14 protein-coding genes and 1 pseudogene are annotated in these 15,899 nt (G+C 68.5%); 2 read left to right on the top strand and 13 right to left on the bottom strand.

What is annotated here, in order from left to right; all coding sequences use genetic code 11:
* Positions 1–59 precede the first annotated feature (59 nt).
* Positions 60–1,060, bottom strand: a pseudogene (locus AAC979_RS20880) (AbrB family transcriptional regulator).
* A gap of 227 nt (positions 1,061–1,287) precedes the next feature.
* On the opposite strand from AAC979_RS20880, the gene hemN reads away from it, so the two are divergent.
* A complete protein-coding gene (hemN, locus tag AAC979_RS20875) occupies positions 1,288–2,610 on the top strand; it encodes an oxygen-independent coproporphyrinogen III oxidase (RefSeq protein WP_371348812.1) in 1,323 nt (440 codons plus the stop codon).
* A gap of 138 nt (positions 2,611–2,748) precedes the next feature.
* Here the strand turns inward: hemN and AAC979_RS20870 are convergent, their stop codons facing one another.
* From AAC979_RS20870 to mscL, 10 genes are all read right to left on the bottom strand, one after another.
* Positions 2,749–3,387, bottom strand: coding sequence for a Crp/Fnr family transcriptional regulator (locus AAC979_RS20870; protein ID WP_371348811.1), 639 nt, complete (start codon positions 3,385–3,387; stop codon positions 2,749–2,751).
* 128 nt (positions 3,388–3,515) lie between these two features.
* Positions 3,516–3,863, bottom strand: coding sequence for a response regulator (locus AAC979_RS20865; RefSeq protein WP_371348810.1), 348 nt, complete (start codon positions 3,861–3,863; stop codon positions 3,516–3,518).
* Positions 3,864–3,975: 112 nt separating this feature from the next.
* Positions 3,976–4,593 carry a response regulator transcription factor gene (locus AAC979_RS20860; protein WP_371348809.1) on the bottom strand — a complete coding sequence of 206 codons (618 nt, stop codon included), beginning with the start codon at positions 4,591–4,593 and terminating at the stop codon, positions 3,976–3,978.
* A 12-nt stretch (positions 4,594–4,605) separates the two neighbouring features.
* The gene (locus tag AAC979_RS20855) at positions 4,606–5,781 is read right to left on the bottom strand and encodes a sensor histidine kinase (protein WP_371348808.1); all 1,176 of its coding nucleotides are present in this window, start codon (positions 5,779–5,781) and stop codon (positions 4,606–4,608) included.
* Positions 5,782–5,859: 78 nt separating this feature from the next.
* The gene (locus tag AAC979_RS20850; protein ID WP_371348807.1) at positions 5,860–7,074 is read right to left on the bottom strand and encodes a pyridoxal phosphate-dependent aminotransferase; all 1,215 of its coding nucleotides are present in this window, start codon (positions 7,072–7,074) and stop codon (positions 5,860–5,862) included.
* 103 nt (positions 7,075–7,177) lie between these two features.
* Positions 7,178–8,050, bottom strand: coding sequence for a glucose-1-phosphate thymidylyltransferase RfbA (gene rfbA, locus AAC979_RS20845; protein WP_371348806.1), 873 nt, complete (start codon positions 8,048–8,050; stop codon positions 7,178–7,180).
* Between the two features lie 22 nt (positions 8,051–8,072).
* On the bottom strand, positions 8,073–8,960 hold the full coding sequence (rfbD, locus tag AAC979_RS20840) for a dTDP-4-dehydrorhamnose reductase (protein ID WP_371348805.1): 888 nt from the start codon (positions 8,958–8,960) through the stop codon (positions 8,073–8,075).
* Positions 8,957–10,063 (bottom strand): dTDP-glucose 4,6-dehydratase, encoded by a 1,107-nt coding sequence (rfbB, locus tag AAC979_RS20835; RefSeq protein ID WP_371348804.1) that lies wholly within the window; start codon positions 10,061–10,063, stop codon positions 8,957–8,959. Before rfbB ends, rfbD begins: the two co-directional genes overlap by 4 nt.
* On the bottom strand, positions 10,026–10,601 hold the full coding sequence (rfbC, locus tag AAC979_RS20830; protein ID WP_371348803.1) for a dTDP-4-dehydrorhamnose 3,5-epimerase: 576 nt from the start codon (positions 10,599–10,601) through the stop codon (positions 10,026–10,028). The genes rfbB and rfbC overlap by 38 nt, the downstream gene beginning before the upstream one ends.
* 97 nt (positions 10,602–10,698) lie before the next feature.
* Positions 10,699–11,127: a large conductance mechanosensitive channel protein MscL gene (mscL, locus tag AAC979_RS20825; protein ID WP_371348802.1), complete on the bottom strand. Its 429-nt coding sequence runs from the start codon at positions 11,125–11,127 to the stop codon at positions 10,699–10,701.
* A gap of 173 nt (positions 11,128–11,300) precedes the next feature.
* Here mscL and AAC979_RS20820 point away from each other — a divergent pair, with 173 nt between their 5' ends.
* Positions 11,301–14,840, top strand: a complete 3,540-nt coding sequence (locus AAC979_RS20820; RefSeq protein ID WP_371348801.1) for a NahK/ErcS family hybrid sensor histidine kinase/response regulator — start codon at positions 11,301–11,303, stop codon at positions 14,838–14,840.
* Positions 14,841–14,851: 11 nt separating this feature from the next.
* Here the strand turns inward: AAC979_RS20820 and AAC979_RS20815 are convergent, their stop codons facing one another.
* Positions 14,852–15,202: a DUF3088 domain-containing protein gene (locus tag AAC979_RS20815; RefSeq protein ID WP_371348800.1), complete on the bottom strand. Its 351-nt coding sequence runs from the start codon at positions 15,200–15,202 to the stop codon at positions 14,852–14,854.
* Between the two features lie 4 nt (positions 15,203–15,206).
* Positions 15,207–15,884: a response regulator transcription factor gene (locus AAC979_RS20810; RefSeq protein WP_371348799.1), complete on the bottom strand. Its 678-nt coding sequence runs from the start codon at positions 15,882–15,884 to the stop codon at positions 15,207–15,209.
* Positions 15,885–15,899: the final 15 nt, after the last annotated feature.

Genomic DNA, 15,899 nt, shown 5'->3' with positions numbered 1-15,899 from the left:
CGCCGCGAAACGCAAGGTTCTGGCGGAATAATCACGCCGCGAGCGAGGAAACCCCGCGCTCAGTCCTTCGGCTCGGTCTTGTCGATCTCGACATTCTCGGACGGGATCGCCGCCCGGCCGAAGAACAGCCTTGCGATCACCGGGATCGCCAGCGCCAACCCAAGAAACCGCATCAGATGATGCGCGGCGACGAAGGCCGGGTCCATGCCGAGCACGAAGGCCATGATGGTCATCGCCTCCAGCGCGCCGGGCACATAGGACACCAGCACCTTGGGCAGCGGCTCGCCGGAAAGCCAGGCGCCGAGCACGGCGAAGCCGAGCGCGATCGCGGTGGCGATCGCCAGCGCCGCCAGCGAATCGACCAGGAAGTGGCGCAGGGTCGCCAGCTTGGTGCCGGCGAAGCGGCTTCCGGTATTGGCGCCGAGCACCACGAAGCCGATGATCAGGAAAAAGTCCGGCAACCTCCCCTCGATCAGTCCGAAGCCGTGCACCAGCCCGCTTGCCAGCATGGCGCCGACCATGGCACCGCCGGGAAAGCGGCTGCGCTCGGCCAAGAGCCCGCCGAAAATGCCAACGCCAAGCGAGATCAGGAAGCTCGTCATGTCGGGCACGACGGGGTTGATCGGCAGCGTGCCGGCCGGCTGGTGGCCGAGCCCGCCGAGCGCCGCCGGCAGCAACGCCACCAGCACGAACAGCCGCAGCGACTGACCGAACACACGCGGCGCGTATCGGCGCCGGAGCTTTCCGCCATGACCAGCACGGTGGAGAGCGCCCCGGGCGCGGCGGCGAAGAAGGCGCTGCGCCGGTCCCAGCCCGCGACCTTCTCCAGATAGACGATCACCGCCGCCATCATCACCGGCACCGAGGCCGCCAGCACGCCCATCGTCACCGGCCAGGTGGTGATGCCGCGCAGCGTCTCCGGCGTGATGGCCGAGCCCATGGAGGTGCCGAGGATCATATAGACGCCGAGCCGGGTGTTCTTCTCCACCCCCACAGGCGCGCCAAGCAGCGCGGCGAGCGCGGTCGCGACCAGCGCGCCGGAAAGCCAGCCCGCCGGCATGGCGAGCCAGGCGAACAGACCGCCCCCGCCAAAGGCGAGGGCGAGCGTGGCGAGGTACCAGGCGTGACGTTTGAAACCGGGGGATTTCAGCGCGGCGGGAAGCGGCATCGGCAGGACCAGAAGGCGGGGCGCCCTCGCCCGCCCGCAGGCCTGCGCGAACGCCGGCAACACGGCGACATTTGCGGCGGATCAATGCGACGAATGCCGGATCGGGTCAAATCCTCTCCATGCATAACGCAACGCTCATCCATGCCGAGCGGGCCGTGCCCCGCTACACCTCCTACCCCACCGCACCGCATTTTACCGGCGCGGTCCGGGCCGGCACGCATGCCGACTGGCTGTCCGTGCTGCCGGCGCAGGCGAGCGTCTCGCTCTATCTGCATGTGCCGTTCTGCCCGGCGCTGTGCTTCTATTGCGGCTGCACCACCAAGGCGACGCGGCGGCCCGAGCCTGTGGCGGCCTATGCGGACCGGCTGGAGCGTGAGATCGACCTCGTCGCCGACCGCATCGGCGGGCGCCGCGTCACCCACATCGCCTGGGGCGGCGGCACGCCCAGCCTGCTGGGGCCGGAGCGGCTACGCCGGCTCGGCGAAAAGCTCGCCGAACGTTTCGAATTCGACCACCTCGCCGAATACGCCTTCGAGCTCGATCCGCGCGAGACCGATGCGCCGCTCGCCGATGCCCTGGCCGCCATGGGGGTCGACCGCGTCAGCCTCGGCGTGCAGGATTTCAGCGTCCATGTGCAGAAGGCGATCGGCCGCATCCAGCCCTTCGCCACGGTGGAGCGGGCCATGCGCCTGCTGCGCGAGGCCGGCATCTCCTCGATCAATCTCGACCTGATGTACGGCCTGCCGCATCAGAGCGAGCGCGACATTCGCCGCACCACCCAGCTCGCCACGCTGCTGGCGCCGGAACGGCTGGCGCTGTTCGGCTATGCGCATGTGCCGTGGATGCGCGCCAACCAGAAGAGGATCGACGAGGCCGCCCTGCCCGGCGCCGCCGAGCGGCTCGACCAGTCCGAGGCGGCGCGCGAGGTGCTGCTCGCCAATGGCTATGTCGCCGTGGGGCTCGATCATTTCGCCCGCACCGACGATGCGCTGGCGCGCGCGGCGGCGGCAGGCCGGCTGCGGCGCAACTTCCAAGGCTACACTGCCGACCAGGCGGATGTGCTCATCGGCATGGGCGCCTCGGCGATCAGCCGCTTTCCGCAAGGCTTCACCCAGAACGCGCCGGATGCCGGCTCCTACATGCGCGCCATTGACGATGGTGGCTTCGCCACGGTGCGCGGCATCGCCTTCACCCCGGAAGACCGGCAGCGCGGCGCGCTGATCGAGCGTCTGATGTGCGATCTCGAAGTCGACCTCGACCCCTCGACGCTGGCCGAGGCTGCCCCGCGCCTCGCCGATCTCGCCGCAGACGGCCTGCTGACGCTGGAAGGCGGGCGCATCGCCATGACGGCGGGCGGGCGACCCTTTGTGCGCCTCGCCGCCGCAGCGCTGGACCACCGGCTGCAGAGCCAGACCGCGGCCCGCCATTCCGCCGCCGTGTGAGGCGCGCCGCCGAGCCGTCCGGCGATCGCTCAGCCGGTCGCGCTCAAAGAAAAGGGCGCCCTGCGTGAGGGCGCCCAGGCGGCGGAGGGACGTTTCGACGCCCTTGGAAAGAGCAGGCCGGCACGTAAGGCGCGGCGCTCAGAGCGCCCCGGCGAGGCGGCGCATGCTGCCGCGATCCTGGATACGCACCTCGTCGGCACGCTGCAGCACCACAAGGCCGCGCCGCTTGAGTTCCGAAAAGGCCCGGCTCACCGTTTCCAGCGTCAGGCCGAGGAAATCGGCGATTTCCTGCCGGGTCATCGAGAGGTGCAGCGTGCCGCCGACCATGCCCTCGGGCATCAGCCGCAGCAGGAAGAAGGCCACCCGCTCCAGCGCCGACATGCGCCCCAGCACCAGCGCGTGGGAATGCATGACGCAGAGCTGCGCCTCGAAGCGCCGCAGCAGCCGGGCGGCCAGCACAGGGTCGCGCTCCAGCGCGCTGCGGTCATGGGTGTTGATGGTGGCGGGGGTCAGCGTCTCGGCCGAGCAGGCATAGAGATCGCCATGGGCGAGGCCGAACACGTCGCCGGGACCGAGCAGTTCCACCACCTGGCGGCGCCCGTCCGGCAGCAGCTTGCTCAGCATGACAGCGCCCTCGACCACTTCCATGATGCGGCGGGCGGGATCGCCCTCATGCAGCACGGTGACATGGGCGGCGATCCGCAAGGTCGGGCAGGGTTCGGTGCCATAGGGCGGGCGAACCGTGCCGCCGGTGCGTTCGTCGATGATCTGTCGCATCTGTCTCGCTCCACCCTTGATCTTGCGCAACGCTAAAGCGAGACGGGCGGCGGCACAGTTCGGTGGGCTGCGTAAGGGACTTTCCGGAAGCGCGACGGCAAAGGCTTGGCCGCGCGCTGATTCTCGCCTCAGGCGTGCGGCAGCACGCGGGCGATGGCGTCCACGTCCAGCGGCTTGCGCATCACGCCATCAGGCATCAGGCCGCGAAGCTGGTGGTCGATGAAGCCCTGTGACTGGCCGGTGATGACGACCACGCGCGGCGGCGCGGCGAGGTTCAGCAGCCAGCGCACCAGTTGCGCGCCGGGAATGCCGGGCAGGCTGAGATCGACAATCACCGTATCCCCGGCTTCCGGCAGCGGCCCCTTGAACAGGCTTTCCGCATCGCGATGGGAGACCACGGCGTGCCCGATATTGCGCAGGATGAGGGCGAGCGAGTCGCTCACACCGGCATCATCCTCGACCACGTGAATCCGCAAGGGCTCTCTCCCACTGTTTTCCAAGACAGTGAGAAAGAGCGCCGGCATCAGCAATTCGTAGGGATGCGTAGACCGCCCTGCCATAGACGAGCGCTGGCGGGCGGCGGAACCATCAGTCCCGCATGTCCTTCAGCACGATACGCACGAGATCGGCGGCGTTCTTCGCGCCGAGTTTCTCCATGATGCGGGCACGGTGCACCTCGATGGTGCGCGGGGAAATGCCCAGCGTGCGCCCGGCTTCCTTGTTGGAGGCGCCGGAGGCGATCTGCACCAGCACCTCGCGCTCGCGCGGGGTGAGCAGGTCATGGCCGGGGAAGTGGGCTGTGAGCAGGTCGCCCGGCTCGGCCGAGCCGCGCCGTCCATGCGCGGCGATGGCGTCGCGCACCCGCTCCAGCACCGTGTCGGCGTCGAACGGCTTCTCGATGAAATCAAGCGCTCCGTGACGGATCGCATCTACCGCCATGGGAATGTCGCCCTGGCCGGAAATGATGAAGATCGGCGCCGGGTAGCGGTCGGCTTCCAGTTCTTTGAGGATGTCGAGACCGGAGCGGCCGGGCATGTGAACATCCAGCACGATGCAGGAGGGCACATGGCCGCGCGCCACCGCGAGAAAGGCCGCGCCGTCGGAGAAGCCGCGCACATGGTAGCCCTCCAGGCTGAGAACCAGCGAGAGCGCATCGCGCACCGCGGCATCGTCATCGACGATGAAGACCTCACCCAGATGTGCCATTCACGGCTCCCCTCACCCGACCTCGACCGGCCCCGCCACCGCCGGCAGAACCAGCGTGAAGCACGCGCCCCTGCCATCGCCGCCAGGATCGACCAACAGGTCTCCCCCGTGGTTCTGGGCGATCGTCCGCGAAATCGCAAGGCCGAGCCCCATACCGCGACGTTTTGAACTAGCGAAGGCTTCGAACAGCTTGGGCAGCGCCTCCGGCGCGATGCCGGGGCCGTTATCCTGCACCTCCAGCCGCACGCTGCCATCGCTGGCGAGGGTGCGGATGCGGATCGCCGGATCGGGCGCGCCGGCGGCGGCCTCGATGGCGTTGCGAACCAGATTGACCACAATTTGCTGGACCTGCACCGGATCGACCGAGACCGGCGGCAGGTTCTGGCCCGCCTCGCGCGCGATGCGGATGCGGTGGCGCTGACCGAGCAAAGTGAGGTCGATCGCCTCGTCGATCAGCGGGTCGAGCGCGCGCGCATGGCGCTCCGGCTCGCGCTTCTCCACGAATTGACGCATGCGCTGGATGATGTGCCCGGCCCGCTCCGCCTCGCCCGCCGCCTTGTCGAGAATGTCGCCGACCACCTGCACGATATCGACACCCCGGCTATGGGCGCGGCGGATCGCCTGCAGATAGAGCATCAGCGCGGTCAGCGGCTGGTTCAGCTCATGGGCGATGGCGGCGCCCATCTCGTCGATGGCGGAGACGCGGGCGAGGTGGACGAGTTCGCTCTGCAAATCGGCGAGCCGTTGCTCGCTTTCCTTGCGCGGGCGCAGATCGCGCAGAATGCCGATGAACTGCCGCCCGTCCGGCGTCGCCGCCTCGCCGACCGAGAGTTCCAGGGGAAACACCGTGCCGTCGGCATGCCGGCCCTGCACCTCGCGGCCGATGCCGATGATCTTCTTCACCCCGGTGCGGATATAGCTGCCGACATAGGCGTCGTGCTGGCGCGCATATTCCGTCGGCATCACCAGCTTGACGTTCTGGCCCACCGCCTCGGCGGCGGCGATGCCGAACATGCGCTCGCAGGCCTTGTTGAAGATCAGGATACGCGCATGCTCGTCGATGACGATGATGCCGTCGGCGGCGGTGTCGAGCACCGACAGCAGCCGCGCCTCCGACACGGTCGGCGGGTGCGGCGCGGTTTCGGGCGAAGCGGTGGGCAGCGCCGGTGGTGAGGCGAAATCCTTCATGATTTCAGTGTGCTCCCGCCACCCGCGCGTCGCAACCGGCCGTTGCACGATTTCGCCGGCGTCGGCGCTGCCGGAAGCTCATTTCTGTAGCCAGCGCACCAGCCGCTCGGTTGCCTCCGCCATCTGCGCCTCGCCGCGGGCGAAGCACAGGCGGATATAGTTCTCTCCGCCGGGGCCGAAGGCGGTGCCGGGGGCGAGGCCGATGCCGGCCTCGTCCACCAGCTTCAGCGCGAGGTTACGCATGTCCGGCTCGCCCTCGACGCCGAAGAACATGTAGAACGCCCCCGGCGGCGTGGCGAAGCGCACGCGGTTGGAGGAGGCGAGCCCCTTCGCCACGATGTCGCGCCCGCGCCGCGCCCGCTCGATCTGGTGGGCGACGAAGCTCTCGCCGCGCTCCAGCGCCGCCACGCCCGCCCGCTGCATGAAGGCGGCGACGCCGGAGGTGGAATACTGGATCAGGTTTTCCAGCACCGGGCCGAGCGAGGGATGCGCCTCGATCCAGCCGAGCCGCCAGCCGGTCATCGCCCAGTTCTTCGAGAAGGTCTGCACGAAGAGGATGCGGTCGTCCTCCGCCATCACATCGTGGAAGGAGGGCGCCAGCGCCGGGCCACCCTCCTCCGCCGCATAGAAGAAGCGGCCATAGATCTCGTCGGCGACGATCCACAGACCGTGCCGGCGGGCAATGTCGAGCACGCCGCGCAGCGTGTCCACTGACGCGACGAAGCCGGTCGGGTTGGCCGGGGAGTTGATAAAGATCACCCGGGTTCGTGGCGTCACCGCGCTCTCCAGCCGATCGAGATCGAGCCAGAAGCCGCGCGTCTCGTCGAAGGAGAAGGGCACGAAGACCGGCCGCGCGCCAACGACCTCGGCCGCCGCCGCCGCGTTCGGCCAGGAGGGCGAGGGGATGAGGATTTCCTCGCCGGCCGACAAGGTGAGCGCCAGCGCCACCTGGATCGCCTGCATGCCGGAGCCGGTGACGTAATAGCGCTCGGGATCGTCCGCCACGCCATAGAGCCGGTGCATGTAGCCGGCAATGGCCGCGCGCAGCTCCGGGATGCCGCGCTGCCAGGTGTAGAAGGTCTCGCCCGCCGCCAGCGACCGCGTCGCCGCCTCGCTGATGAAGGCGGGGGTCGGCAAATCGCCCTCGCCGGCCCAGAGCGGGATCAGCCCCTCTTTGCGGCGGCCGTAATTCATCACCTCGACAATGCCGCTCTCCGGCAGCGACAGCGCCTGCGGGCGGATATGGTCGAGCAGCGAGGGCGAGGGCAGGAAGGGTGCGGCGTCGGCGGACATGGGGAAACCTGGCAAGGGGCGGGTGTCCAGTCTACAGCCGGCTCACGGGGCGCCCTCATTCAAAGAGGTGAAGCGATGATGAGGAAAAGCGATGGATCGCCGCTCACCCCGCTTCTTCCGCGAGGCGCAGCAGATAGGCGCCATAGGCCGATTTCTTCTGCGCCTCGCCGAGCGCCCTCAGTTGCGCCGCGTCGATGAAGCCGGCACGGAAGGCCACTTCCTCGGGCGAGGCGATGCGCAGCCCCTGCCGGCTTTCCAGGATCTGCACGAACTGCGCCGCCTCGATCAGCGATTCCGGCGTGCCGGTGTCGAGCCAGGCGAAGCCGCGCCCCATCATCAGCACGTCGAGTTCGCCCCCCTCCATATAGGCGCGGTTGACGTCGGTGATCTCGATCTCGCCGCGCGGCGAGGGTTTCAGCCCGGCGGCGATCTCCACCACCCGGTTGTCGTAGAAATAGAGACCGGTCACGGCGAGATTGGAGCGCGGGACGGCCGGCTTTTCCTCGATCGAGATCACCTTGCCGCCCGGCCCCATCTCGACCACGCCGTAGCGCTCGGGGTCCTTGACGGGGTAGCCGAACACGGTGGCGCCGGTCTCGCGCGCCGCCGCCTTGCCGAGCAGTTCCGGCAGGCCGTGGCCGAAGAACAGATTGTCGCCCAGCACCAGCGCCACGGGATCGTCGCCGATGAAGTCTCGCCCGACGATGAAGGCGTCCGCCAGTCCGCGCGGGCTTTCCTGCACCGCATAGCTGAGCGATAGGCCGAATTGCGCGCCGTCGCCCAGCAGCTTCTGGAACAGCGCGCTGTCATGCGGCGTGGTGATGACCAGAATATCCCGGATGCCCGCCATCATCAGCGTGGTGAGGGGATAATAGATCATCGGCTTGTCGTAGACCGGCAGAAGCTGCTTCGACACCACCAGCGTGATCGGGTGAAGCCGCGTGCCGGAACCGCCGGCGAGGATGATGCCCTTCATGTGCGTCCGTGTTCCTGTGCACTCAAGCTGCGGGCGAAGCGAGCAGGGCGTCGACCACCTCGACCACCCGCTCCTGCCACGGCGCCGCGCGGAAGCCGCTCGCCCGCGCGAAGGCGTCGCTCGACAGTTCGGAATTGGCCGGGCGGCGGGCCGGGGTGGGGTAGTCCGCGGTGGTGATCGGCACGATCTCGGGATGGCGGCCGGTGTGCAGGCCGGCCCGCTCCAGTATCGCGGTGGCGAAGTCGAACCATGTCGTCGCCCCGCTGCCGGCGAGATGATAGGTGCCGGGCGCCAGCGTGCCGGCGGCGAGAAGGGGCGCGGCGGCGAGCAGGCCGTCGGCAATGTCGGCCGTCGCGGTCGGGCAGCCGTGCTGGTCGGCGACGATGGTCAGCCGCTCGCGCTCCGCACCGAGCCGCAGCATGGTCTTGAGGAAGTTGGCGCCATGGATGCCATAGACCCATGAGGTCCGCACGATCAGATGGCGCGCCAGCGCCGCGCGCACCGCCCGCTCGCCCTCTTCCTTGCTGGCGCCATAGACGCCGAGCGGGGCGACGGGATCGGTCTCGACATAGGCGCCCTGCTTGGTGCCGTCGAACACATAGTCGGTGGACAGGTGGACCAGCGCCGCGCCCTGCTCGGCGCAGGCGGTCGCGATCAGCCCCGGCGCGACGGCATTGATGAGATGCGCCCGCTCAGGCTCGCTCTCGGCGCGGTCCACCGCGGTATAGGCGGCGGCGTTGATGACGACATCCGGCCGGGCGGTGGCCAGCGCCCGCGTGAGCGCGGCGGCGTCGGTAATGTCGAGCCCGGCATGGTCGAGCGCCACCAGCTCATGACCGGCGCCCGCCGCCCGCGACGCGATTTCGCGCCCGACCTGCCCGCCGGCGCCGAGGAGCAGAAGACGTGTCATGTGGCGAGCCCGATGCGCTGGCGGGCGTAGCGCGCCTTCAGCGGCTCCCACCAGCCGGGATTGTCGAGATACCAGCGCACCGTCTTCTCGATGCCGCTCTCGAAGGTTTCCGCCGGCACCCAGCCGAGTTCGGTGGTCAGTTTGCTGGCGTCGATGGCGTAGCGCGCATCATGGCCGGGGCGGTCGGTGACGAAGGTGATGAGCCCCTCACGCGGGCCGATTTTCGCATCCGGCACCACGCGGTCCATGATGGCGCAGATGGTGCGCACCACGTCGATATTGCGCCGCTCATTATTGCCGCCGACATTGTAGCTCTCGCCCAGCCGGCCGCGCGTGGCGATGAGGTCGAGCGCCGCCGCGTGGTCGTCGACATAGAGCCAGTCGCGCACATTCTCGCCCTTGCCGTAGACCGGCAGCGGCGCGCCTTCCAGCGCGTTGAGGATGGTGAGCGGGATCAGCTTTTCCGGGAAGTGATAGGGCCCGTAATTGTTGGAGCAGTTCGACATCACCACCGGCAGCCCATAGGTGTGGAACCAGGCCCGCACCAGATGGTCGGATGACGCCTTGGAAGCGGAATAGGGCGAGTTCGGCTGATAGGGCGTGTCCTCGCGGAACAGCCCTTCCGCCCCCAGCGTGCCATAGACCTCGTCGGTCGAGATGTGGTGGAAGCGAAAACGCCCGCGCGTAGCGCCGTCGAGGGCGCGCCAATAGGCCAGCGTCTCTTCCAGCAGCGTGTAGGTGCCGACAATATTGGTGCGGATGAAGTCGCCCGGCCCGTCGATGGAGCGGTCGACATGCGACTCGGCCGCGAGGTGCATCACCAGATCGGGCCGGAACTCCGCCAGCGCGGCGCGGAACGCGCGGCCGTCGCAAATATCGGCCTGAAGGAAGCTGTGGCCGGGCAGGTTATGCACCTCGCCCAGCGAGGCGAGATTGCCGGCATAGGTCAGCTTGTCATAGGTCAGCACCTGCCGGCCCTGCCGCACCAGCCGGCGCACGACGGCCGAGCCGATGAAGCCGGCGCCGCCGGTGACGAGAACGCGCTGGGCGGGAACACTCACGATCTCACGCCCCCGCCGGCTCAAGGGTGAACGGGCTCGCATAGTCGCGCAACAGAGGGGCCGCCCGGTCCTTGCCCGACAGGATCGCCGCCCCCGCCGCCACCGGCCAGTCAATGGCGAGGTCCGGGTCGTCCCAGCGTATGCCGGCATCATGCGGCGGCGAGTAAGGCGCATCGACCTTATAGGCGACGATGGTGTCGGGCTCCAGCGTGCAGAAGCCATGGGCGAAGCCGTGCGGCACCAGCAATTGCTCCCCCTTGGCCGCCGTCAGCGTCGCGGCCACCCAGCGGCCAAAAGTCGGCGAGCCTCGGCGGATATCCACCGCCACGTCGAAGATAGCGCCGCGCACCGCCCGCACCAGCTTGGCCTGCGCCATTGGCGGGGTCTGGAAATGCAGGCCGCGCACCACGCCCACCTCGCGCGAAAGCGATTCATTGTCCTGCACGAAGGCGATGTCGAGGCCGAAGGCGTCGAATTGCGGCTTCTTGTAGGTCTCGCAGAAATAGCCGCGATCATCGCCATGGCGGACCGGCTGGACGAGAACCACGTCGGGAATGGCAAGGCGGGTGAAGGTGGTCATAGGACTCGGCACTCGCGGGAACTGCGCGCTTCTACCCGGTCTTGCGGCATCCTCACAGCCCTCCCGATGAGAGGACGTATGCCGAGATTAAGCGCGATCAGACCTTCTTCGCCAGAAGGTCGCGGATTTCGGTGAGCAGCACCTCCTCCTTGGTCGGCGGTGCCGGAAGCGGCGGCTCATCCGCCGCCTTCCGCCGCAGCCGGTTGATGCCCTTCACCACCAGGAACAGGATCCACGCGATGATGAGGAAATTGATCACCACGGTGAGGAAGTGGCCATAGGCGAAGACAGCGCCCTGTTCGCGCGCCGCCGCCAGCGAGGTGGCGGTCACCTCGGAGGAGAGGCCGAGGAAATAATTCGAGAAGTCGAGCCCGCCGAAAGCCGCGCCGACGAGAGGCATGAACAGATCGCTGACGATCGACGACACGATCTGTCCGAAGGCGGCACCGATGATCACGCCGATGGCGAGATCCACCACATTGCCCTTCACCGCGAACTCGCGGAATTCCGTGAGAACCTTGCTCATACCACCTCCGATCTCAGGCGACCTCGAATGCGCGCCCTCCGGCCGCGCCACTGTGATACGCCGGGCAGGTCCCGGCAACCCCGCCTTGCCGGCGGCGGCACCGTTGCACCCATCTTGCCGGAGCGGGCGGGCGCGGCGCATAAGGGTTGAGCCCCACGCCGCCGGGAGAATGCATGCTTCAGGCATGGTCCATCATCGCCGTCGCGCTCGTCTATATCGGCTTCCTCTTCGCCGTGGCGAGCTTCGGCGACCGGCGCCTGCCGCGGCGCGGGCGCGAGGGGCGGCCCTATATCTATTCGCTGTCGCTGGCGGTCTACTGCACCTCCTGGACCTTTTTCGGCTCGGTCGGCCTGGCCACCACCCAGGGCGTCAACTTCCTCACCATCTATATCGGCCCGATCCTCATCTTCGCGCTGGGCACGCCGTTCCTGCTGCGGCTGGTGCGGCTCGCCAAGGCGCAGAACATCACCTCCATCGCCGATTTCGTCGCGGCCCGTTATGGCAAGAGCCAGGGGGTAGCGGCGCTGGTGGCGGGCGTCGCCATTGTCGGCTCGCTGCCCTATATCGCGCTGCAGCTCAAGGCGGTGTCGGCCGCGCTGCTCGCCATGCTCGGCGATTTCGAGGGGCTGGGGCTGCACTACCCGTTGGTCGGCGACCTCGCGCTCACCGTCGCGGTGGCGATGGCGGTGTTCGCGGTGCTGTTCGGCACCCGTCATATCGACGCGACCGAGCATCAGGAAGGGCTGATGCTGGCGGTGGCGACGGAATCCATCGTCAAGCTGGTGAGCTTCCTTGCCGTCGGGCTGTTCGTCGTCTTCGGCATGTTCGCCGGCCCGTGGGACCTGTTCGACAAGGCGGCGGAAAAGGGCGTGCTGCCGGTACTGACCGATGGCTTCACGCTCGGCAGTTGGGCGGCGATGACGCTGCTCTCGGCGCTCGCCATCCTGCTGCTGCCGCGCCAGTTCCATGTCGCGGTGGTGGAAAACACCTCCGAGCATGAAATCCGCACCGCGCGCTGGCTGTTCCCGCTCTATCTCGTCCTCATCAACCTGTTCGTCATCCCCATCGCCGTCGCCGGCCTCGTCGCCTTCCCCCCCGGCTTCATCGACGGCGACATGTATGTCGTCACCCTGCCGCTCTCGGCCGGAGCGCAGGTCATGTCCCTGGTGGCTTTTGTCGGCGGTCTGTCCGCCGCCACCGCCATGGTGATCGTCGAGACGGTGGCGCTCGCCGTCATGGTGTCGAACGACATTTTCATGCCGCTGATGGTGCGCGGCCGACGGCTGCCGGAAGGCGATGAGGCCGGCCGCGGCGGTGTGGTGCCCGATCATGTCGATATGGGGCACCGGCTGCTGCTGGTGCGGCGCATCGCCATCTTCGCCATCCTGCTGCTGGCCTATCTCTATTACCGCGTGACCGGCGAGGCGCAGCTTGCCCAGATCGGGCTGCTGTCCTTCGCCGCCGTCGCCCAGTTCGGCCCGGCGCTGTTCATCGGCCTCGTCTGGCGGCGCGGCACCGGGCTGGGCGCGCTGGCCGGCATCGCCGCGGGCATCGCGCTCTGGGCCTATACGCTGCTGCTGCCCAATCTGGTCGATGCCGGACTGTTCAGCCCGGCGCTGGTGAGCGAGGGCCCGTTCGGCCTCGCCTTCCTGCGCCCGCAGGCGCTGCTCGGCGTGCAGGCGAGCCCGCTGGTGCATGGCGTTCTGTGGAGTCTCACCGTCAACGTATTGGTGTTCTTCGCCGTCTCGATGCTCCGCCGGCCGACCCCGATCGAACGGCTGCAGGCCAGCGTGTTCGTGCAGAGCGACCATGCCCCCTCCGCCCCCAGCTTCCGGCTGTGGCGCTCGCCGGTGACGGTGGGCGAACTCATCGCCACCGTGGCGCGCTATCTCGGCGAGGAGCGTACCCGCGCCTCGTTCGAAAGCGTGGCGGCGATGCGCGGCGTGTCGCTGGAACCGGGGCGCGAGGCGGATTTCCAGCTCATCCGCTATGCCGAGCACCTGCTCGCCTCGGCCATCGGCGCGGCCTCCTCGCGTCTCGTCCTGTCGCTGATGCTGCGGAAACGTACCGTCTCCACCAAGGCGGCGCTGAAGCTGCTCGACGACGCCTCCGCCGCCATCCAGTACAACCGCGAAATCCTGCAGACCGCGCTTGATCATGTGCGCCAGGGCATCGCCGTGTTCGACCGCGACCTGCGGCTCGTCACCTGGAACCGGCAATTCGGCGAGATGCTGGACCTGCCGCCGGAAATCCTGCGCATCGGCATCGGCATCGACCAGATCATCCGCTTCAACGCCGTGGCCGGCCAGTTCGGCCCCGGGCCGGTGGAGGAGATCGTGCGCGAAAAGCTCTCGCGCTATGCACGCCGCAACGTCGCCTTTCAGGAACGCCTCGCCCCGCGCGGGGTGGTGATGGAAGTGCGCGTCAGCACCATGCCCGATGGCGGGGTGGTGGTGACCTTCACCGACATCACCCCCAGCGTGGAAGCCGCGGAGGCGCTGGAGCGCGCCAATGAGACGCTGGAACGGCGGGTGCGCGAGCGCACCAAGGCGCTGGAAAACCTCAACGCCCAGCTCGCCCAGGCGAAAGCCGAGGCGGACGAGGCCAATATCTCCAAGACCCGCTTTCTCGCCGCCGCCAGCCACGACATTCTGCAGCCCCTGAACGCCGCGCGGCTTTACGCCACCAGCCTGGTCGAGCGCGCAGAGGCCGGCGACGACGCCCGCCTTGCCCGCAATGTCGACGCTTCGCTTGAAGCGGTGGAGGAAATTCTCGGCGCGCTGCTCGACATTTCCCGCCTCGATGCCGGCGCGCACAAGCCGGAATTCGCCGCGCTCCGGCTCGACGAGATCTTCCGCCAGCTCGATGTCGAATTCGCGCCGATGGCGACGGAAAAGGGCCTGCGCCTCACCTTCGTGCCAAGCTCGGCCGCCGTGCGTTCCGACCGCCGGTTGCTGCGCCGGCTGCTGCAGAACCTCGTCTCCAACGCCATCAAATACACGCCGCGCGGCCGGGTGCTGGTGGGGGTGCGGCGGCGGCGCGGAAAGCTGCGCATCGAGGTGCTGGACACCGGCGTCGGCGTGCCGCCGGCCAAGCAGAAGATCATCTTCAAGGAGTTCCAGCGCCTCGACGAAGGCGCGCGGGTGGCGCGCGGGCTGGGTCTCGGCCTCTCCATCGTCGAGCGCATCGCCCGCGTGCTCGGCCACAGCATCACCCTGGCCTCGACTCCCGGCAAAGGCTCGGCGTTCATCGTGGAACTGCCCGCCGCCCCGGCCCTGCCCGCCCGCGAGACGCCTTCGCCACGCGCGGCGGCGCCGCTGGCGACGCTTCAGGGCCTCAGCGTTCTATGCATCGACAACGACCCCGCCATCCTCGACGGCATGGAGACGCTGCTCAGCGGCTGGGGCTGCGAGGTGCTGAAGGCCCCGGGGGTTGAAGAAGCTCTCGCCATGCTGCGCGAGCGGCGCAGCCAGCCCGACGTGCTGCTGATCGACTACCATCTCGACAGCGGCGACGGCATCGAGGCCACCAAGCAATTGCGCTGGAAACTCGGCCAGAGCCTGCCGGCGGTGCTGATCACCGCCGACCGCTCCAAGCGTGTGCGCGATGGGGCCAAGGCGACGGAGATGGAAGTGCTGAACAAGCCGGTGCGCCCGGCCGCGCTACGCGCCCTGCTCGCCCAGTGCCGCGCCGCGCGGGCGGCGGCGGAGTGAAGCCAGCCGCATCAGGGGTGCGGGACGGGAAAGCCGTGCCTTTCGCTCAGGGCGGCGAGAATACCGTCCTTGTCGGCGATGAAGCCCCGCCCGTCATGACGGCCCGTCTCATGGGCCGAGGTCTCGCCAGGAGCCAGCAGGAGCAGCGGCAGGGACTGGTTCGCCTCACCGACCACGCGAATGAGCGCCTGCCGCGGTCTCGCCCAGTCGATCCGTTCGACATCGAGGCGCGTGGCCAGATCGGGGAAAGAAGCAAGCACGCCTTCGATCAGGGCACAGTGCCAGCAATAGAATATCTGCCCGGGACAGGCCGGATCGGCGAAGCCGGGTCGCAGCAGAAAAAGCGTATCCCGCCCCGCCATCCGCTCACCCCGCCGGCTGCGATCCCTGCGCCCAGGTGCCGCCCTCGATCTTCGAGGCCGCGATCACTGCCTGGGTGCGGCTTTCCACCCCGAGCTTCTGCAGGATGGCGGAGACATGCGCCTTCACCGTCGCCTCGGAGACGCCGAGCTCATAGGCGATCTGCTTGTTGAGCAGCCCCTCGGACAGCATCATCAGCACCCGCACCTGCTGCGGGGTCAGCGTGGCGAGGCGGGAGACGAGGGCCTGCGTCTCCCGGTCGGAACCGCCGGAGAGATCGACATCGCGCGGCGTCCAGGTGTGGCCTTCCAGCACGGCGGCGATGGCCTCGCGCATGGTCTCGACCGCGCTGGTCTTGGGGATGAAGCCGGAGGCGCCGAATTCCATGCAGTTGCGGATGACGCCGGCCTCCTCATTGGCCGACACCACCACGACCGGAATGCCGGGATATTGCGCGCGCAAATACATCAGCCCGGAAAAGCCGCGCACCCCGGGCATGGTGAGATCGAGCAGGATGAGGTCGAGGTCGCTCTCGCGCTCCAGAAGCGCCTGAAGGTCCTCGAAGCCGCCAGCCTCGAACAGTTCCGCCGCAGGAAACTGGCGCGACACCGCCTCGCGCAGCGCGCCCCGGAACAGCGGGTGATCATCGGCGATCACCAGCCGGAAACTCGTCGTCCTGTCCACGCGCAGCGGCCCCCT

The organism is Ancylobacter sp. IITR112, from assembly GCF_041415945.1.
In the GTDB taxonomy this organism is placed as follows: domain Bacteria; phylum Pseudomonadota; class Alphaproteobacteria; order Rhizobiales; family Xanthobacteraceae; genus Ancylobacter.
This window is presented reverse-complemented; position numbering and strand designations above follow the sequence as displayed.